Origin of the sequence: Segetibacter sp. 3557_3, assembly GCF_004354985.1 — a bacterium.
Lineage (GTDB): Bacteria > Bacteroidota > Bacteroidia > Chitinophagales > Chitinophagaceae > Segetibacter.
The window spans coordinates 252178-272989 of the sequence record NZ_SMSK01000005.1; the positions used below are offsets into that span (position 1 = coordinate 252178).

Here is a 20812-nt window from a genome sequence, read left to right on the forward strand (position 1 = left end):
ATCTTTCTTACAACCTACGGCTTATTTCCAGGCAATACCAGTGATATGTTAACAGCGGCCGTTTTCATTGATGTACAGCCTGTATACTAAACGACTACATCACCTGGCATAGCATGGCATGCAAATCATTGCTTCCGGGATATAAGGCCGAGCACCTACTTTTGCAACATTAATGAAGCATCATTTTATCACCATAGAGGGCAACATCGGCGCTGGTAAAACAACGCTTGCACACCTGCTTTCAAAAAAACTCAATGCCCGGTTGGTTCTTGAAGAGTTTGCTGACAATCCCTTTCTGGCGAAATTTTACCAAAACCCCGAACAATACGCATTTCCGTTGGAGCTCTTTTTTATGGCTGAGCGTTATAAGCAATTGAAGGAATTGCTGCACATGAAAGACCTTTTTCAGAATATTACGGTTAGCGATTACCTGTTTACCAAGTGCCTGCTTTTTGCCAAAGTAAACCTTCCCGTTGAAGAGTTCCTCCTTTACCAAAAGTTGTTTACAATTATTCACAGTCAACTCATGCACCCCGATATACTGGTATACCTTCATGCCCCGGTGCAAAAGTTGCAGGAAAACATCCGTAAACGCAACCGCGAATTTGAGCAAACCATTTCAAACGAGTACCTGTTTCGCATCCAGGAAACGTATACAAACTATATCAAACAACATAATATCACCACCATCTTTGTGGATGTAAGCAACGCCGATTTCCTGGGAAATGAAAAACACCTACAGGTAATTACCGACGCCCTCGACAAAAATTACGAATCAGGTCAGCACTACTTTACACTACCCTAACCCATGAACACCAACGTAAGCAGGCACGACCCGCTCGCCGCCGTCAGAATACCAGAGTACAGGTTTTTAATGATCGGACGATTTTGCTTTATCATGGGGTTGCGTATGCTAAGCACGCTGGTGGGCTGGTGGTTATACGAATTAACAAGCGCCCCCCTGGCACTCGGGCTGATCGGGCTTGCTGAGGTGGTGCCCGCATTATCGCTGGCCCTTTATGCCGGTCATGTGATCGATATCAGCGAAAAGAAAAGGCTTTTACTTAGGGGTATTTTTTTCTACCTGCTTGCTGCGGCCACCCTGCTCATCTTGTCTACGCATTACATTAGCAATACCGCAGGTAAACCATTTATTATTGGCGCTATTTACTTCGTCATTTTCTGCACCGGCATTCTTCGCGCATTTACCGGTCCAGCGTTTTCGGCAATCGTCGGACAAACGGTATCCAAAGAACTGCTGCCCAACGCTACTACCTGGAACCAGGGCACATGGCTTTCAGCTTCGGTGATCGGGCATGCCTCGGCCGGTTTCCTGATTGCCGCCTTTAGCAATACCGGCACGCTGATGCTTGTTGTATCGCTGATGATCCTTGCACTATACGTACTTTCAAAAATGCACAAAAAGCCCGCGGTGCATACCGCCGGCGAAAAGCGAACCTGGGAAAGTGTGAAAGAAGGACTCACATTTGTTTTTTCAACCAAGGAAATCCTGGGTGCACTTTCACTCGACCTTTTTGCCGTATTGTTTGGCGGCGCCGTTGCACTTGTTCCGGTTTATGCGAAAGACATTTTAAACGTTGGCGCTATTGGCTTTGGCTGGCTGAATGCTGCAACCGACATTGGCGCAATTACCGTAGTCATATTGCTAGCACTGTTTCCATTACGCCGAAACCAGGGCAAGCTGCTGTTTTTCGCTGTTGCAGGGTTTGGCTTGTGCATCATCATCTTTGGTATCTCAAAAATCTTCTGGATATCCTTTCTTGCACTGATGTTTGGCGGAATACTCGATGGTATCAGCGTTGTAATTCGCGGAACGATTCTTCAGCTTAAAACTCCTGATGAAATGCGTGGCCGGGTTATGAGTGTTAATTCCATGTTCATCAACAGCAGCAACGAACTTGGGCAATTCGAAAGCGGGGTAATGGCTAAGTTCTTGGGGGTTGTGCCTTCGGTGGTATTTGGGGGTTGTATGACCATCTTAGTGGTAATCGCCACCTGGTTTAAAGCGCCAAGCCTTAAAAAGATGGAATACTAACCAGCATTACGGTTAGAATAACAAATCTTTTTTGTGACCAGCAGCAACATTTTGGGCATCGGCCGTTGCCACGTCCGCCCGGCCGTAAAATGATTTTGCAAAAGATGTGAATAGCCCTTCGGACGGGCTCGGTTCAACGGCATTATTTCATAGCATCGGGGGAACATCTGCCTGGATGGAGATCGGTTACATTACAACAGCATTTAAGAAAACTTTTGAAACCATTGCTCAAGGCTTTACGGGCAACAATGCTTCCAAAACATGCACTACGATAGGACAAACGGAGGAATTCTTTAGCGTAAGTTGCGGCCTCTTTAACAACACGTCTTCGTCGGTATAAGGATAACGGGCGCAATCGCTTGGCCTTTCGTCGTAAATGTCGCAGGTATTGTCTGCACCTAAGAACGGGCAGGGTTTTGTTCTCACAACATAATCCCCGTCTTCATCAAGCACAAGGTAAGTATCTATAAAAACACTTTCCTTCATCCCCAGGTACTTGCTAATTCGTTTTATATCGGGTGTTTTAAACCGTGGAGAATAATTCTTACAACAATTTGCACACTTCAAACAATCAATGTCCCTGAATGCGTTTTCATTTAGTTGAGGCAACTGCTTCAGCACCTTATTTTTGTCGGCCCGCTGCAACAATTGCTTGTACTGCTTCTGGTGCTCAGCCGACCTTTGCTTCCACTTGTCTAAACTAAACTCGGGCATTATAATTTGTTGGCGTTAAGGGCCCGACCAGATTAGCCATCGGGCTGGCAAAGGTAAGTTGTTTAACGAGCCCGATATTGATGCAGATACCTCTCCTATATACTACAGCGGCTTTTTACCATTTCGTTATCGACCCCTCCTGGCAAAACAAACGTTGCCGCTACAGGAACTCCACAATGAGTGGTACCTCGTCCAGTTTGGGAACCGAGCAATCGAAAACTGCCGCTGATAGCTGCAACCGGGATTTGCGAATGACGGTTTTATGCAAAAAAAAATCCCCCGTGCAAACGGGGGATCAACTACTAAAACATCTAACAATGAAACGTCAGATAATAACATCCAAACTGGTAAAAAGGTTGTAACGATTATACAAGCGAAAGCTCCAGTACCTGCTGCATATTTTTTACGTAGTGAAAGTTTACCCCCTTTATAAAGGTGCTGTCAATTTCCTGTACGTCTTTTTCGTTTTGCCAGCACATCACGATATCTTTTAAACCTGCACGTTTTGCAGCCAACACCTTTTCTTTAATTCCACCCACAGGCAGTACCTGCCCACGAAGCGTAATCTCACCGGTCATTGCCAGGTAAGGCTTTACTTTCCTGCCCGTGAAAGCGCTGGTTAAAGAAGTTAGCATGGTGATGCCTGCGCTTGGACCGTCTTTGGGAACAGCGCCTTCGGGTACGTGCACGTGAATGTTCTTCTTTACGAAAGCTTCAGGATCAACCCCATACTTGCGTGCATTGGCCTGTAAATAACTCAGGGCAGTTGAGGCGCTTTCCTTCATCACATTTCCAAGGTTACCGGTAAGCTTTAGTTCTCCCTTTCCGTCGCTTAAAATTGTTTCTATAAAAAGAATATCTCCACCTACATAGGTCCAGGCAAGCCCAACGGCTACCCCGGCCATGTTCGCTGTTTTATAAATTTCGTTGCTGTAGCGGGGCGAACCAAGTATGCGTTCAACGTCGGCAGTCATCAGTGTTGGTTTGATCTTACCTTTAATCGCCATCTCTTTAGCCTGGTTACGCATAATAGATGCAAGCTGCCTGTCGAGTTCACGAACCCCACTTTCGCGGGTAAAGTTTTCGATAATTTTTTCGAGCACCTTATCGGCAATCTTCAATTTGCCCGGTTTCAGGCCATGGGCCTCCAGTTGTTTGGGAACGAGATGACGTTTAGCGATCTCTACTTTTTCTTCGATCGCATAACCACTCAGGTCGATGATCTCCAGGCGGTCGCGTAAAGCTGGCTGAATGGAGTTGATGTTATTTGCTGTAGCAATAAACAACACCTTGCTCAAGTCGTATTCCAGCTCAAGATAGTTATCGTAAAAGGTATTGTTCTGTTCGGGGTCGAGCACTTCAAGCAGCGCGCTGCTAGGATCGCCGCGCATATCGCTACCGATCTTATCAATTTCATCCAGGATCATAACCGGGTTACTGGTTTTGCTTTTCCGGATGTTTTGCAATATCCGGCCTGGCATTGCCCCGATATAAGTTTTACGGTGCCCGCGTATTTCACTTTCATCGTGTAATCCGCCAAGGCTCACCCGTACATATTTGCGGTCAACAGCATGGGCTATGCTCCTGCCCAAGGAGGTTTTACCAATACCTGGCGGGCCAATAAAACAAAGGATCGGGCTCTTCATATCGCCCTTCAATTTTAACACAGCGAGGTACTCCAGTATGCGCTCCTTGATCTTGCCCATGCCGTAATGATCGTTGTCGAGTACATCTTTGGCCTTTTGCAAGTCGTAAGTGGCCTCGCTATATTCATCCCACGGCAGGTCGAGCATCAGGTCGAGGTGATTGTACACTACCGAATAGTCCGGAACACTGGGATGCATTCTTTCGAGCTTTTCAATGCCGTTTTTAAACATTGTTTTAGCTGCCTGTGGCCACTTCTTTGTTTCGGCGCGCTTCTTCATCTCGGCAACCTCGCGGTCGTTGATGTCGCCACCAAGTTCTTCTTTAATGCTCTTTAGCTGTTGCTGAAGAAAGTAGTCGCGTTGCTGCTTATCAAGTTCGGTGCGGGTTTTTGCGGTCACCTTATTTTTTAACTCAGCGAACTGCAGTTCCTTTTGCAGAATCTGCATGAGTTCTTCCGCGCGATTATTTACATCGTCAATTTCAAGCAGGCGTTGTTTCTCAGCAATTTCACTGTTAAGGTTACTGCTAACAAAATTGATGAGGAAAGAAGGGTTCTCAATATTTTTGAGGATGATTGAAGCTTCAGTTGGCATGTTTGGCGACAACTGCACAATCTGCGATGCAAGGTCTTTTATATTGCTGACGATTGCTGCAAAGTGTTCGTCAGTCGGGATAACATCGTCTTCAACCAAACGAACCTTTGCTTTAAAGTAAGGTTCATCCGTTACGATAGCCTCCAGTTCAAAGCGCTTTTTACCCTGTATGATAATGGTAGTGCCACCATCGGGCATTTTAATAAGCTTAACTATACGGGCAACCGTTCCTATTTTACAAAGGTCGGCTGTCGTGGGATCTTCTATTGTGCTGTCGGTTTGCGCCAGCACGCCAATAAGCTTGTCGGACTTGTAGGAGTCGGTAACAGCTTTTATGCTTTTATCGCGACCAACGGTAATCGGTAATACAACACCGGGAAATAAAACTGTGTTTCTTAAAGGTAGAACGGGCAATTCATCGGGAACCGACGTCAGGCGATCGTTTTCATTATCTGTTTCGTTAAGGGGAATTATTGGTATGAAATCAGTGTCATCCTCGGGTTTGGCAAAATAATTTTTTTCGAACATGGTTTAAGTTTCAATGGACATATTGTCACCATAAGTCGCAAGGAAATTGAGATTTGTTGAGTATATCACTGGTCAATATTGGTGCCAGTGAAACCATTTCCCGGAGCCCCTACAAAGTTGACATATAAAAAAAGAGCATCCTAACAGATGCTCAAAAACAATGACAAAGATATGCCTAGAGAAGCTTTAAACCAACGCCAACTTGAAGCTGCTGGTTTTTCCATTTGTTTGAATTACCAATGTCGTTAATGTTATTCAGACCGATATTATAGCGGCCATAAAGGCGCAACATGCTAAAGTTAAGCTGTACACCGCCGACGGCTGCAAGGTCGCCTTTTTTAAACGCGTCTTTACCATTCTGAAGTGTAGTTTCATGAGGGTTTGTAAGAATGCTGAATTGGGGACCAAGATGAAGGGTTAAAAACTTACCGCTGTTGATTCTTAGTAAGACTGGAATACTCAGGTAGTTTAGTTTGATGTTATCGCCAAGATTTAAATCCAGGATATCACTGGTATTAGCCGTATACCTCGACTTGGTTTGACTGAAAAGAACCTCGGGCTGTATACCCCATTTGCCAAAATCAATTTCGGCAAAACCGCCTGCCTGGTAGCTTAGATTGTAACCATCGTTAAAAGATACACCATCAATTTTTCCAAGGTTTGCACCAGCTTTTACACCAAGGTTAAACTTCTGTGCAAAAGACCCAGTGCTGAGGAGCAGAAGGGTTGTGAACATGCATAAAAAAACTCGTTTCATAGTAGTTGATTTTTCGGTGAAGAAGTCAAGCATCATGCCAAATGAACGCTTGAAAGCTGCTCCGGATGATACATGTTTTGTTAAAAAATTTAAGTAACTGTAAATTGAAAATCAATGCATTCTAGTTGTACGCCGCACGGTCAATTGCCATGTCTTTATTCAATTTTACACCATCATAAAAGCCGGTCGAAATGCGGCCATAGTTAAGTGCAGACGAATGTTTTTGTATCATTTTTTTTGCAAAGCTAGCGCAGCCTGGCTGGCAAGGCAACCACATAAACATGTACATCCTCGGCTGAAAACAACCACATTAGCACCTAATTAATAGACGTTTACGACGCGTACTTCTTTCAGCCTTTGGGAAAGTTGCAGCAGGTGGTTAAAGCTGTTCTTTGCTGCGTATTGAACAAAAAGTACAAGAGTGCGAGGCAACGGCAGCCGCTCACCGCTTAAATGCCGGGTCCATAATGCTAAACGAAATCATTAGCAGGAGTATTATTGTTGGGGAAAGTAAAGCGAGAATGTTGCTCCCTCGCCAGGCATGCCATTAGCCGTAATCAGGCCATTGTGATTTTTCATAATCTTACGGCAGAGCGCCAGGCCAATGCCGGAACCCGTATATCGATCGTTGTTGTGTAAGCGTGTAAATACGTTGAAAATGGTTTCATTGTGCTTGTTATCGAAGCCGATGCCGTTATCGCGCACATCTAGTCTATGGTATGCTGTCTGCAACCCGGTGTTAGCGGAAGGGGTTGACAAGCCGGGGTACCCGATCGTAATCACGGGAGGAACATTTTGCCGGCTGAATTTAATTGCGTTCCGAAGCAGGTTTACCAGGAGTTGTTTGAGTAAAAATGGGATGCCCTTTACGTGCGGCAATTGTTCAATAAAAATTTCTCCGTTGCTTTCGTGTAGTTCGTGAGAAAGCTCAGCGATAACCTCGTTTGCAAGGCTGTTCAGGTCGATAGCAACCTGGTTGTCCTTAATATGGCTGATTTTTGAGTAGGACATAATGTCGGCAAGCAGCCGCTGCATCCGCGATGCAGCGTCGTTCATTCTGCCAACCGTACTCAACATCTTTTCGGTGGAAATCCGGTCCTCGTCTTCAAGTATACGTGAAGCAAACATCTGGATTTTCCTGAGTGGTTCTTTCAAGTCGTGCGTGCTGATCCAATTTACGTTTTCGAGCTCCGAGTTGGCTTCTTTTAGTTGCTCACTTAAGTTCCGGTACTTAAGTTCCTCGCGCGAAATAAATAAGGTGTAAACATGTTTTTGCAACGCATTGGCAAAGTTTGCTGCGGCGTTTATCTCAGGTTTTAGCCACTGGTTACTTTCTCCCCGTTTGGTTTCGCGCCAAAGTGCAAATGATTTCCGCGGGGACAATCCTTTTTCGTCTTTTACGATAGCCTTTGTGGGGTCACCGGCCCAGTTTACCTGCTGCAATACCTCGGGGCGAAACCAGATAATACAATTGTTTGCACCACTGCCCAGGGAGTAATAAAGAACGCCTGCTGCTATGCCAATCCACTGTTTTGCGCCGTCAAACACATTGGAGATGTTTGCCGTAACGTAAGCTGAATTGGACTCCTGCTTATACAGGAATTCGGCCAGGGCTCTGATTGCATCCTGATCGGGAACCAGGCCGTTTGTATAAACATCGTGGCCGGCAACAAGGGCGACACCTGTGGCATTAGCAACCCTGAGCAACTCAGGTTGGGCAACAACCTCGGGCAATGTTATGTTTCCAGCGGTATCGAAACTGGTAAGTAAAGTATCAAGTTCCTTACTGACCTCTTTTGAAACATCATATTCTTCGGCAAGTTGCCGCACATTTATCTGGGAGGTTAGAAAGTGTCCCTGCAACTGGGCAGCAATGCGGATATGCCGGCTGATATATTTTGCCGAATAATGATGACAGGTTATAAGGCCCCAGAGCTTGCCTTCGTGTATTAGTGAGATGGTGAGGGTAGCGCCAACCCCCATATTGTGCAGGTATTGTACGTGGATCGGCGATACACTACGCAGGGTTGAAATGCTAAGATCGAGATTTTTGCCCGGCTGATCGTCGATCGTAAATATCGGTACAGGGGTGTAGTTGACATCCACAATCAGGCGCAAGAGATTTCGCACATACAGTTCACGTGCCTGCACCGGTATGTCGGTATGCGGATAGTGCAGCCCTAAAAATGGCTCAATGGTGTCAATACAACTTTCTGCAAACACTTCGCCGTTATAAGCTTCGTCGAAGCGGTAAATCATTACCCGGTCGTAACCGGTTAATGCTCTTGTTTCGTCGGCTACTGCCTGGCATAGTGACTGCAACGAATGCATGCTTTCCATATACGCAACGAAATTTTTTGTTTGCGCATATATATTGTTAATAGAATGCTGGTTGGTTGAGGCAAGCTCGAATTCGAGCACGTGCAGGTTAGCGCTTTTGTGTATTGCACATGTAAAATCCTTGTTGTTAAACGCCGGCTCCCATGGTGAAGTATAGGAATGATCGCTTGATAGATAACTTTGTAAATTGTTGTGAAGGGGGTTGCCGAAGACTGATGCAAAAGTCTTCCCCAGCATTTGCGCTACATCGATGCCGGTAAAGTCGAACACGTTAGCACTGCAAAAATCGATGGTAAAGTGCTCATCGTGTAAAGCAAGCAGGAAGCCAAAAGGCTGTATGCTACCGGGAATATGAATGGGCTCAAGGTCGCAGTTGGTAAGGTTTACCAGGTCGCGGTTAACAATATCTTTAATGTTCATTAACCAATTGGTTTTTCTCCAGGAAATTGAATATGGATGAGAATGCAAAGCGGGCACCGGATACAGCATCCTCTGCCCCGCGATTTAGAAGGACGTAATGGCTGAAATGCTGGAGGAAATCTTTCCATGACGCACCCGTACTTGAGCCGTTTCCCGCCAGGTAAGCGGCCCCGGTTTCTTCATCGAAACCAAGATGCCGGTTGATGTGTTTGAGTATCACTTTTCCTCCTAGTTTGGATCCTTCCATGACATAGGCAAAGCCCAGTAAAAACGACGTAGAGGTTGAGGGAAGATCCAGGTTGAAGGATATTCTTTGCCCTTGTTCCGGACAATCCAACTGTTCGATATCACGTTTGATTACCTGACCTACGGGGATAAGCCTGTAGGGAAAGTTGGTAAGGCCCGGCAAGACAACAGCTTCGAACACCCTGTGAACCTCACCCATTATTGAAAGGTAGGTACAATAATCTTTGGTAAGGACCCCCGGATCCATTAAAACAGCCATGTAGGGATGCGCCTCGAGAGCAGTATGGAGGTCGGCAGTACCTTGTTTGATGATACCTAAGAATAGACGATGCGCCTCCTGCCCTCCGGCAGTATATAACTCCTGGAAATCCATATCGATCAGTTAAACTCTGTAAACGTAGGTATCTTGTGTGGGCGCAAAGGTTTGCCAATCGATTGACAGGCTGTGCCGGATTACTTTTTTCAGGGAATTAAAAGAAGAAGGTTTTGGAATGTAAAGATTCGCCCCAAGTTGGCGTGTTGTATTAATTGCTTTTTCGTCGTCGCTGGTTGAAAATACGACAACAGGGAAATCTTTTAACTGCTCGGTTTCTCTAATCTCCTTTAGAATTTCATAACCGTTTCTAATCGGCATATTCAGATCCAGAAAAATAAGGTGTGGTTGTGGAGGTGGGTTCTGGAGCAAATCTATGAGCTCGCCACCAGTATTTTGTGTCCACAATTCAATAGGTTCTGCCAATTCGTTGATTGCATCCTTGAAAATATCCTGGTCGTCAGGGTCATCATCGGTATAAAAAATCTTCATCATACTATTGATGTTTTTCTTGAGGTAGGCTGTTCTGCAATTCCAAGGTCCAAATTGAAGCCCTGATGATAAGAGCTGCGGCTTTTTGCGGTCGCAGCTCAAAATATTGGTTAACAATAAGTGTTGTGGCAAAAGTCCTGCCATCGACGCCTGCGTTATTAAAGCCAGACCGGCTTTAGTCACCAGTTTCTACCATAGCTTAACCACCTGCAGGCTTTCCTGTAAATCACGACAAATAAACTGCAAAACGAATGTTCCGGATTTTAGTTGACCGGGCACCGCCAAAAATACCTGGTTTCTGCCTTTTACCAGCTCTTTTAACGATGTGGCAACAACACTGCCATCAGCAGCCAGCCACCTGACCGTTACCGGTTGTTGTTGGTTGCTCGTGATTTCTGCCGTTACCTGGCCTGGCCCTAAAATTACGGTTGGGTAAACCTTGACATGTGATCCCATTTCATTTTGAAGTTTGATAACCAGGACACCCGAATAGCTTACCTGGTTATCCCGATCTATAGTTTTGAGGCGGTAATAAAGTTTGCTGTTCTTTCCGGGAGTCCTGTCCGTATAGTTGTAGTCACGTGCCGTGGTGGAAGTCCCGTTTACCGCTATTGTACCTATCCTGCTAAACCGTTGCCCGTCGGTACTTTTTTCTATTTCGAATACCTTGTCGGTAAGAGAAGCCGTTTTCCAGGAAAGATAAACCTCATTTGTTAACAACTGACCGCTAAACCGCAGCAACCCTGATGGCAAAGGCGAGCTGTTCATAAACGGCAGGTAGTTTACAAAGCCAAGCGATGCATTATCAGGAGTATGGAATATCCGAGCCTCGACGGCATTTGGTTCAGTTGTTCCCCAATAATTGTTTTGTGCGTAGATCGAGTCGACGGTATTATTGTACAGGTCGATAAAAGGCGTGGTTGCGTTTGTATTGCCGATGAATATGTTCTTCCCGTCATCGGTGGTATCGGTATTGGTTATGTTACCAAGTATAGGCTGTGCCCTTTGCTGTATAGTAATGCCCCAAAGGTTCCCCCTGAAAAAGTTGCCGGTTACGACACTGTTTTGGTGGCTGGTTGCGGTACCTCCTGTAAATGCGATACCGCTTCCTCCGAGGTTTGGATCATTCTGGATGTTATTGCTATCGATAACATTGTAGCTGATCAGCGTATTGATGTTTGCCCCGCCATTAAGGGATATTCCATAACGGTTATTTTTGATGAGGTTGCCGCTGATTACTGCATATACGCTCCCACCAACGGGTAAAAACCCGATTGCGCCTGCCATAAGTGGTCCGCCAACTATCCGGTTATTCAATATTTTAACGGTGTCTGTCCCATTGCCTGTTGAACCCAGGTTTATCTGGGGAACATTCAGGTTCATGGTGTTGTTATTGGAAAAAAGGCAGCCGATAATGGTTGGTGCATTATTGATGTTTGCGCCACCGGTAACTGCTGCGCGGTGATTGTCGATGAACTGGCTGTTGGTAATCACGGGCGACGACCTGAACAGGGAGATGGCGCCGTTACCAAAGGTAGTCTGGGCAGTGTTGTTCCTGAACACACAGCTATCTATTCGAATGTTCGAGTCGAAAAGCCAGACAGCGTTGGCGTATTCCATGGTGAGCTTCCTAAGGACAGTTGAGTGACTTGACTCTACCCTGATACCATTGAAACGCGCGGACACATCCACCGGAGTAAATATTACGCTGGATGGTGGATTGATGATTAAGGTACCGAATACGTGAAAGTGGGTTGCAGCAGCAAATTTTACCGTTGCATCAGCGAGGATCTGAAGGGTATCGGTTGCACTGATGAAGATGGTGTCGTTAACGGTATACACACCGGAAGCGAAACTAATGTTGCCGTTGGCATTGGTAACGAGGTCGGCAATGCTCCACCTTACCCCGGTACCCGGGCTAGTGTAGTTCGCGTGTGCTGCAGTTGTGGCGAAAATGAGCAGGAAAAGAAAGTAGCGTAGTCGCATAAACTAAGTTTTGGCTGGAGGGTTCAGAAAAATGAACCCTCCAAAAATAAACTTAAAAATAAATTAAACGCGCATGCAGATCGGTAGAGAACCTGATTTGCAAGGTGGCACACTTCTTTTCGCAGGTTTGCTATAATTCTTTAATCATGAAAATGTTTCCATATGCAGGTCGCCTGAAAGGCAAAATCGTAGTTATCACTGGTGCTTCAAGCGGGGTTGGCAGGGCTGCTGCGCTGGCATTTGCCCGTAGCGGGGCATCGCTTGTGCTGGCGGCCAGGCGACAAGAAGCTATTGCGCAGCTGGCTACAGAATGCAGGGAAATGGGTTCGAATGCGATTGCTGTACCAACTGATGTAACGGATTACGAAGCCATGAAAAATCTTGCAAAAACCGCATGGAATTTCGGGGGAAAAATAGATGTTTGGGTAAATAATGCGGGGGTACTCGCTGCCGGCAGATTTGAGGAAACCCCAATTGAAGTACACAGCAGGGTTATAGACATTAACCTCAAAGGCTATATGAATGGCGCCCACGCTGTTATGCCTTACTTCAAAAAGCAGCAGTACGGCATACTGATAAACAATATCTCTGTTGGCGGCTGGATGCCAGTACCATATGGGGTTGGTTACAGTGCAAGTAAGTTTGGCTTGCGTGGTTATTCAGAAGCACTGCGGGGCGAATTACACAAGTGGTCCGACATACATGTGTGTGACCTTTTTCCTCCATTCCTGGATACACCTGGTATACAACATGCCGCAAATTATACCGGTGTAATACTTAAACCAGCCCCGCCGGTTTTTGACCCTCTACAGGTGGCTGTTCAAATGGTTAAACTCGCAATAGATCCAAGAAGCAGCACTGTTAGCCTGACCTCAAATTTCATCCGGCTTGCGCATGCGCTAATGCCAGGATTTACCCGGTTTGTAACTGCAAAACTGATTGAAGGTTATGTAAAGGTGGCCGATCCGGTGCCGACAACAACCGGCAACTTGTTTCAATCACCGGCATATGGTACCAGCGTACATGGCGGATGGGATCTTCCTATGGACTCACGAAAGAAGTCACTTACTACAGCGCTCCTGGTTGGTGGAATTGCAGCTGGTTTATTGCTGCTAAAAAAGCCCGGAGCGGGTAAACAGTAGCCCGCATTTTACATGCGTGGCAATGCCAGGCAGTTCTAAACAAAGCCATTCAGTCCAATGATATTTTACCCCAGTCGCCATCCTACATGAGCGCTGGAACAAAATAACCCAACACCAGAGCCGGAAGCCCTGAGGGCTGCTTTTAATTGCTGGTTTTATCTGTTTATATTTGGCTTTCGCCCTAAATAAACAAGTCATTCCATGAACAGGATCGACCGGCTCTTTGGAATAATCACCCTGCTGCAATCAAAAAAATATGTAACGGCTGATAAGATCGCTGAAAAGTTTGGAATTAGTGTTCGCACAGTGTACCGCGACATTAAGGCGATCTGCGAGCAGGGCATTCCGGTAAGCTTTGAGCAACCGAAAGGGTACTTCATCGTGCAGGGTTACTTTCTTCCACCGGTATCGTTTAATACGGAAGAGGCAAATGCACTCCTGTTGATCGAATCGATTGCAAGTGGTTTCACCGACAAGTCTATTCACGCGCATTATTCCTCTGCGCTCAATAAAATCAAAAACGTGTTGGGGACCGCCCAAAAAGAGCGGCTTGAACTGCTCAACAGCAATATCCACTTCCAGCTGCCATCCTGCTATCAAAACAATTTTGCGTACCTAACCAAATTACAAAACGCGATTTCAGCAAAAAAGGTATTGCGACTCGAATACAGCAACAACAGCGGCGAAGTAAGTACACGGGAAGCCGAACCAATCGGGTTGGTATTTTATGCATTTAGCTGGCACCTGATTGCCTGGTGCCACAAGCGTGGTGATTATCGCGACTTCAAAGTAAGCCGTATCCGGGATATCCTAGAAACGGATGAACCATTCCGTAAAGAAGACCACATCCTGATGGGAGATTATATGAAACACCTTCCTGTTCCTTACTAGCGCGTATAGGATCAATTTCAAAAAATATTTACTCCACCTTGGGCACACTGCCATAGGGCTGTCAGCGGGGGTCATTTACTTTGAAAAATAAAACCTCTAACATATGTCAATCGTTGAACTGCTATCAAAGGAACTGCACCAGGAAGCTGAGATAACCCGCAAAATGCTTGCGCGTTTACCCGAAAACAAATGGGACTGGAAGCCGCACGAAAAAAGTATGACTATGAAGAGTCTTAGCACCCATGTGGCGGAACTACCCGGGTGGATCGCCATGGCGTTGAACACGTCGGAACTTGACTTTGCTGCCAGCAATTACGAAGCTCCCCCGATCAACGGTGCTTCGGACGTAATGAATATTTTTGAAAAGTCCCTGGGTGAGGGAACCGGTGCACTGCAAAGTGCAAAAGAAGAAGACCTGCTACCAACGTGGACGCTCCGAAACGGAGACCAGATTTATAGTGTTATGACCAAATACGAAGTCATCCGGCATTCGCTGGCACAAATGATCCATCATCGTGCTCAACTTGGAGTTTACCTGCGCCTGCTCGATATTCCCATTCCCGGTAGCTATGGACCAAGCGCCGACGAAATGAACTTCTAAATCTTATAGTCGCCCAGTTTAAAAGGAAGCCTCTCACGGGGCTTCCTTTTTTTTTCCGCTACTTCAGCAATATAAGGGACCAAAAACCTGGATTAACAATTGCCAAAATCAAATAACTATAAGTCAATAAATGAATAGTGGCTTGTTGCGCGGTTCAGTAGTTTTAGCTTTCAAATGCCACTTTATTTTCGATTGCTGTATAATTACCCATACCTGCTCTTACGTGGAAATGAAACCTGTTCCATTTTATCTTACAACTAAGTCATATTTAACCAAATGAACACCATCAGATCACTGTGTGTTAGTGCCCTGACCGTTTTCGCGGGCACATCTACAATACCTGCAATTGCACAATCTGACTCCAGCCGGGGCAACCTGGCTATTGTTGCAACTACTTCAGCAGCCGGCCGGTTTGGCGGAAACTTAAACGCGCTTAATGACGGGGTTATACCGGCAAACACGGGTAACTTCCGCGGAGGTGGTGGCGGTGGAAACCGTGTTATGCCCCGGACAATGCACTGGGTGCAGTACGACTGGACCCAACCTGTGAGTACAAAAGAGGTGGCGGTATTTTTTTACAATTACAATAATGCCATACGCTTACCTGAAGCTTACCGGCTTCAATACTGGGATGGCAGCAATTTCGTTGACGTAAAGAATGCCAAGGGGCTAGGATTAAATAACCGGCAGTATAACACTACGACGTTCGACGAAGTAAAAACAACCAAATTGAGGCTTGCCCTCGATTCGGCTGATCGTGCTTCTGCAACTGTGCTCGAGTGGGCAGTTTATAAATCGCCAAATTCGCCCGATCACCCGCCGATTATCTCGGCTGGCGGCGACAGAGATGTAATGGTTGGTGGCAAAACTTACCTTGCCGCTACAGCAAAGTCAGTAACGCCGATCAACAAGTTAACCTGGAGCAAAGCTTCAGGACCGGGTGAGGTGACCTTTAGCAATGCCAGCGCAAAAGATGCCACTGCTACTTTTACTACCCCGGGTGAATACACTTTGAAACTTACCGGAACAGAAGGTTCTCAATCTGCATCCTCCACCCTTAAAGTACTGGTGCACGAACCCCCGAAAGAAAAGCGCCTTGATGTTGTTTACACCAAGCGGTACAAAATCGACAGCAAACTCTGGAATGATCGCGCAAAAGCAATGATCGTTAACTGGATACCGTGGTGTATCGAACAAAATGAGCGCACCGATCTCACCACAGGCGAAGGTGGCCTCGACAACTTCATTGAAGCAGCAAAAGCAATCCGCGGTGAACCTGCGGCCAAACACAAGGGCTATGTATTCTCAAATGCATGGGTTCACCAAACGATAGAGTCAATTTGTATTGCCTTGATGGTTGATCCGATGGGTGATAAAGACATTATTGCATCACAGCAAAAAATGAAGAAGACGCTTGACAACTGGATCCCGATAATTCTTGCTGCCCAGGAGCCTGATGGCTACCTGCAAACAGCCTACACCCTGCGCGATACAAGCCGTTGGAAAGAGCGTTGGTCACCGGCAACCCGTGGCAACCACGAAGGTTATGTTGCAGGCTATTTCATTGAGAGTGCGATTAATCACTATACGCTTACCGAGGGCAAAGACAAACGCTTATACAATGCAGCTAAAAAACTCGCGGACTGCTGGGTTGCCAACATTGGCTCCGGTAAAAAAGCTTGGTACGATGGCCACCAGGAAATGGAGCAGGCACTTGTACGTTTTGGCCGCTTTGTGAACGATATGGAGGGTAAAACCAGTCATGGCGACAGCTATGTTAAACTTGCCAAATTCCTGTTGGATAACCGCGATAAAGGCAGCGAATACGACCAGAGCCATGTGCCTGTACAACAGCAATACGAAGCCGTTGGACACGCTGTTCGTGCAACCTACAACTATTCAGGGATGGCCGACATCGCTGCTGAAACGGGCGACATCGACTACCAGAGTGCTGTTATGTCGTTGTGGAACAACATGGTAAATAAAAAATACTACCTCACCGGTGGCATTGGCAGTGGTGAAACTTCGGAAGGTTTTGGTGGCAATTACTCGTTGCGGAACAATGCATATTGCGAGTCGTGCTCCAGCGCGGGATTGATCTTCTTTCAATATAAAATGAACCTGGCATATCATGACGCCAAATACGCTGACCTTTACGAGGAGACCATGTACAATGCCTTGCTCGGCTCACTAGACCTGCCCGGTAAAAATTTCCTGTACACCAATGCACTTAACACATCGCAGGGCCGCTACCAGTGGCACGTATGCCCTTGCTGTGTTGGCAATATTCCACGTACCCTGCTGATGGTTCCTACCTGGACATATGTTACCGGTAATGATGGTTTATACGTTAACATGTTTGTCGGCAGCACCATTAAAGTGGAGAAAGTTCCCGGCACCGGCACAGAAGTGGAGATGGTACAGAAAACCGACTATCCTTGGAACGGCAATGTTGCCATAACGGTAAATCCTGCGGTTTCAAAGGAATTCACCGTTTACGTTCGCGTACCCAACCGTACTACCAGCGAATTATACAAACCCATTCCGGCAGTAAATGGATTGAAATCGATGACCGTTAATGGCAAAGTGGTGACACCAACCATTAAAAACGGCTATGCAGCCATCAGGCGTACCTGGAAGAAAGGCGACAAGATCGAAGTGGTTTTGCCAATGGAAGTTCAGAAGGTAAAAGCTGATGAGCGTATAGAGGCTGACCGCGGACGGGTTGCACTTCGTTATGGCCCGCTGGTGTACAACGTTGAAAAAGCTGATAATGCAAACATCGACCAACCCATCGGCAAAACCCCACTTACTACAGAATGGAGAGGTGATCTTTTAAATGGGGTTATGGTGATTAAAGGAACATGGGCCGACGGCACCCCATTGCTTGCTATTCCAAACTATGCAAGGTTAAACCGGGTACCAACAACACCAACTCCCCAGGCTGCTTCGCCGGCACAGGTAATCCAATCAACCATGGCAAATGAACCGCCACAGGTTAGGGCCGACCGGGTTGCTACATCAATCGTCTGGATAAAGGAATAGTTCCTTAATAAATGGATAAAAGCCCTTCAACAACCGTTGAGGGGCTTTTGATTTTCAAAGCTAAGACACAGTTAACGGAACCAATCTGCAAAAGCATTCGCTTTTGTAACAGCCAATGCCTTATTAACCAATTACCCCTTTAATTTCTTACCACTAACATATGGATTACCTTTTACCACAAAACGGTAGGGCAGCAAGGCGTCTTCACCTGCATAGTCGACACCAATCCGGGGTGTTGCTATAACAAGGCTCGCAGCATAACTAAAGCCATCATCCACGATAAACATTTCATCGCCGCGCAGATCCACACCCGTGTGGTGTGTTCGAATACCCAAAGCTTTGGAAACATTACCGGGCCCTCGTGTAAGATCAAAACCATGAACGGCTTTGAAACTTCGCAGTAGCATCTGTTCGATGCCCGCAACTGGCTCCAGTGCGCGGATCAACACGGCATGTGGTGTATCCTTAACATTTGTAACTACGTTGAATAATTGATGGATTCCATAACACAGGTACACATAGGCTACGCCCCCATTTTCATACATAATTTCCGTGCGGTTGGTTCGCCTGCCCCCACTTGCATGCGATGCCTTGTCTACAACCCCGTTGTAAGATTCCGTCTCCACGATCCTTCCGGCGGTAAGCTTCCCATCAAAACGGGTGGCCAATATTTTTCCAATGAGTTCCCTGGCAATTGTTACCACATCCGTTCGCTCATAAAAAGCTGCTGGTAATTTCTCCCATGTTGCCGGCAAATCCTGCGTTATCACCATGCTTGTTTTCGTTAATATTATAAGGCGTTTGAAAATACCAGTTAAATTTAGGGCCAGATAAAACAACCTTATTGCTTAAAGACATTGTACTTGCGATACAAAGCTACGGACAAGCCCACCAATTTGTCCGGCGTCATAATCTGTGGAAATGGATTATTGTACCAGGTATCATCTACATGTTGCTGTTTTGCGTAAGCATGTACTTCTTTGGTAAAAGTGTCAATCATATTATCGACTTCCTGTTTATTAAATCAGGGCTCCGGGTTTGGGTTACCAGCATGAGTAGCCGTTTGCTTGGGTTCATTTTTACCATCGCGGGCATGATACTCTGGCTCATCCTGATGTTGTTTTACTTCTCGCTGTTTAAATATTTGTGGCTGATTGTGGGCTCTCCGATTTTTGCGTGGCTGAGCGAAAAAACAGCGGCAATTATCGAAGGGAAGGACTACCCGTTTAGTTTCCGCCAATTGCTAAAAGATATACTCAGGGGTATCCGGATCGCCATACGTAATACATTGTGGCAAACGGTGTACACGGTATCGATACTTATCCTTTCTTTTATTCCCGTTGTCGGCTGGGTTACCCCCGTATTTGCCTTACTTATCGAATGTTATTATTATGGCTTTTCTATGCTCGATTACAGTTGTGAGCGTAATAAAATGACGGTGGTTCAGAGTATCGCCTTCATCGGCGGGCGTAAAGGACTTGCGATTGGAAATGGGCTCGTGTTTTACCTCATGCACCTGGTGCCTGTTGCAGGTTGGGTGCTCGCTCCTTCGTATGCCGTAGTTGCAGCCACGCTAAGTATGCACCCGATGAGGGAAACAAGGTAAGGGTTGAGGTATTGGGTATTGAGGTATTGGGTATTGGGGTAGTGGGTATTGAGGTAATGGGTATTGAGGTATTGGGTGAAAAGTTGATAGGTTGAGAAGTTGATTAGTTGATAGGTTGATTAGTTGAGAAGTTGGTAATTGAGTATTTGAAGTTAACCTCCGGAGTCTACAACCCTGCTTTGAGAAAGTCAGCTTGCGTTGTGGCCATAAACTGTTTTCACATTGTGGAGTTGTATTCTACATTTTTGAATTTTGACTTTTGACTTTTGAATCTTTAATTAATATGTCCATCGGAACCGTTTACCTTATTCCAACTGTATTGCATGAAGATGCGCCGAATGTTATTCCCGCATACGTAACAGACGCGGTGAAAGCATGCGGCGTTTTCTTTGTCGAAAATGAACGTACAGCAAGGCGATACCTGAAAAGCATCTGGCGCGAAATGGTGATTGACGATTATCAATGGTTCACAATACACAAAGCGGAAGAGCAGGTGAAAGACAAGTTCAGGATTTTACTCAAGGAAGGAAAAACAATTGGGATCATCAGCGAAGCCGGATGCCCGGGCATAGCTGATCCGGGGCAAGTTCTTGTTGAAACTGCACAACAGGTGCACGCACACGTGGTGCCTATGGTTGGTCCAAGTTCAATATTGTTGGCCCTGATGGCAAGTGGAATGAATGGCCAACGCTTTCAGTTTACCGGATACCTTCCCATACAACCAAACGAACGAAGGGTAGCTATAACAGATCTCGAAGCCGAGTCGCAACAAAAGGGAACTACCCAGGTATTTATAGAAACTCCTTACCGTAATAATCAACTGATCAAAGACATCGTTGCCGTCTGCAGGCCGCAAACCCGTTTGTGTGTAGCGGTCGACATTACTGCACCCACTGAACGTATCAGTACCCGGACAATAGCAGATTGGAAAAAAGAAAACGTGGATATACACAAGCGGCCGGCAATCTTTCTAATGCTTGCCGGCCGCTCCTGATTGGTTATCCTTATTGAAAAGGAGCGTTCAGGTTAGTTTTGGCATTGCCGATACGATAAACACTGTCTACAACATAAGACTGCATACCGCGCCATGGCAGAGCGCCCAGGTACCGGTTGTAATGCAGTTCCATTTCTTTGCCGCTGTTTTCCATCAGGATTTTTGCAACCCGCTCACTGGAAACACTAAAGTCGAAATAATTACTTTGTATTGCAGCATTGGGGCTATTCGAAAAGCCGGTTTGGATAATCTTGCCTTCATATGTTTTAAAGATGAAGCCCTTTTTCTGAATGGTGTTTAATACACCTGCCTTTGTGCCTTCTGCATAAACAAAGAAGTACCGCCAGTAGAGAAAGCCGAATAAGGCAATCAACACTACAACGATAATGATGCTGAATATTTTTCTCATACTGCTTGTTTTTGCCCCTGGTAGTCTGGCTG

The 20812-nt window shown here is 46.0% G+C and carries 17 protein-coding genes; 8 read left to right on the forward strand and 9 right to left on the reverse strand.

All coding sequences use genetic code 11. The features are described from left to right. Window positions 1-172: 172 nt before the first annotated feature. Together EXU57_RS10625 and EXU57_RS10630 are read left to right on the forward strand one after the other, a co-directional pair. Window positions 173-805: a deoxynucleoside kinase gene (locus EXU57_RS10625; protein ID WP_133268180.1), complete on the forward strand. Its 633-nt coding sequence runs from the start codon at window positions 173-175 to the stop codon at window positions 803-805. Between the two features lie 3 nt (window positions 806-808). Continuing rightward, complete coding sequence (locus EXU57_RS10630; RefSeq protein WP_133268181.1) at window positions 809-2056, forward strand: MFS transporter; 1248 nt, start codon at window positions 809-811, stop codon at window positions 2054-2056. A 228-nt stretch (window positions 2057-2284) separates the two neighbouring features. On the opposite strand, the gene EXU57_RS10635 is transcribed toward EXU57_RS10630, so the two are convergent. From EXU57_RS10635 to EXU57_RS10665, 7 genes are all read right to left on the reverse strand, one after another. Then, entirely contained in the window at window positions 2285-2770 is a 486-nt protein-coding gene (locus tag EXU57_RS10635) for a YkgJ family cysteine cluster protein (RefSeq protein ID WP_133268182.1), read from the reverse strand. Window positions 2771-3135: 365 nt separating this feature from the next. Beyond that, entirely contained in the window at window positions 3136-5538 is a 2403-nt protein-coding gene (gene lon, locus EXU57_RS10640; RefSeq protein ID WP_133268183.1) for an endopeptidase La, read from the reverse strand. Window positions 5539-5713: 175 nt separating this feature from the next. Continuing rightward, window positions 5714-6295: a porin family protein gene (locus tag EXU57_RS10645; protein ID WP_165958101.1), complete on the reverse strand. Its 582-nt coding sequence runs from the start codon at window positions 6293-6295 to the stop codon at window positions 5714-5716. Between the two features lie 495 nt (window positions 6296-6790). Continuing rightward, window positions 6791-9055 (reverse strand): ATP-binding protein, encoded by a 2265-nt coding sequence (locus EXU57_RS10650; RefSeq protein ID WP_133268185.1) that lies wholly within the window; start codon window positions 9053-9055, stop codon window positions 6791-6793. Further along, entirely contained in the window at window positions 9045-9674 is a 630-nt protein-coding gene (locus EXU57_RS10655; protein WP_133268186.1) for a biliverdin-producing heme oxygenase, read from the reverse strand. The genes EXU57_RS10650 and EXU57_RS10655 overlap by 11 nt, the downstream gene beginning before the upstream one ends. A gap of 9 nt (window positions 9675-9683) precedes the next feature. Then, window positions 9684-10109 (reverse strand): response regulator, encoded by a 426-nt coding sequence (locus EXU57_RS10660; RefSeq protein ID WP_133268187.1) that lies wholly within the window; start codon window positions 10107-10109, stop codon window positions 9684-9686. A 186-nt stretch (window positions 10110-10295) separates the two neighbouring features. After that, on the reverse strand, window positions 10296-12092 hold the full coding sequence (locus EXU57_RS10665) for a right-handed parallel beta-helix repeat-containing protein (protein WP_133268188.1): 1797 nt from the start codon (window positions 12090-12092) through the stop codon (window positions 10296-10298). A gap of 146 nt (window positions 12093-12238) precedes the next feature. On the opposite strand from EXU57_RS10665, the gene EXU57_RS10670 reads away from it, so the two are divergent. The 4 genes from EXU57_RS10670 (at window position 12239) to EXU57_RS10685 (ending at window position 17771) form a co-directional block, all read left to right on the forward strand. After that, window positions 12239-13234, forward strand: a complete 996-nt coding sequence (locus EXU57_RS10670; RefSeq protein WP_207955457.1) for an SDR family oxidoreductase — start codon at window positions 12239-12241, stop codon at window positions 13232-13234. 201 nt (window positions 13235-13435) lie between these two features. After that, entirely contained in the window at window positions 13436-14125 is a 690-nt protein-coding gene (locus EXU57_RS10675; protein WP_133268189.1) for a helix-turn-helix transcriptional regulator, read from the forward strand. Window positions 14126-14228: 103 nt separating this feature from the next. Continuing rightward, window positions 14229-14726, forward strand: coding sequence for a DinB family protein (locus EXU57_RS10680; protein WP_133268190.1), 498 nt, complete (start codon window positions 14229-14231; stop codon window positions 14724-14726). Window positions 14727-15002: 276 nt separating this feature from the next. Further along, window positions 15003-17771: a glycoside hydrolase family 127 protein gene (locus EXU57_RS10685; protein ID WP_133268191.1), complete on the forward strand. Its 2769-nt coding sequence runs from the start codon at window positions 15003-15005 to the stop codon at window positions 17769-17771. Window positions 17772-17902: 131 nt separating this feature from the next. On the opposite strand, the gene EXU57_RS10690 is transcribed toward EXU57_RS10685, so the two are convergent. Then, window positions 17903-18544, reverse strand: a complete 642-nt coding sequence (locus EXU57_RS10690) for a DNA-3-methyladenine glycosylase (protein ID WP_133268192.1) — start codon at window positions 18542-18544, stop codon at window positions 17903-17905. Between the two features lie 71 nt (window positions 18545-18615). On the opposite strand from EXU57_RS10690, the gene EXU57_RS10695 reads away from it, so the two are divergent. After that, the gene (locus tag EXU57_RS10695) at window positions 18616-19377 is read left to right on the forward strand and encodes an EI24 domain-containing protein (RefSeq protein ID WP_133268193.1); all 762 of its coding nucleotides are present in this window, start codon (window positions 18616-18618) and stop codon (window positions 19375-19377) included. A gap of 283 nt (window positions 19378-19660) precedes the next feature. Next, window positions 19661-20371: an SAM-dependent methyltransferase gene (locus EXU57_RS10700; RefSeq protein WP_133268194.1), complete on the forward strand. Its 711-nt coding sequence runs from the start codon at window positions 19661-19663 to the stop codon at window positions 20369-20371. 10 nt (window positions 20372-20381) lie between these two features. Here EXU57_RS10700 and EXU57_RS10705 read toward each other — a convergent pair whose 3' ends face one another. Further along, window positions 20382-20780, reverse strand: coding sequence for a hypothetical protein (locus EXU57_RS10705; RefSeq protein ID WP_133268195.1), 399 nt, complete (start codon window positions 20778-20780; stop codon window positions 20382-20384). Between the last annotated feature and the right edge of the window lie 32 nt (window positions 20781-20812).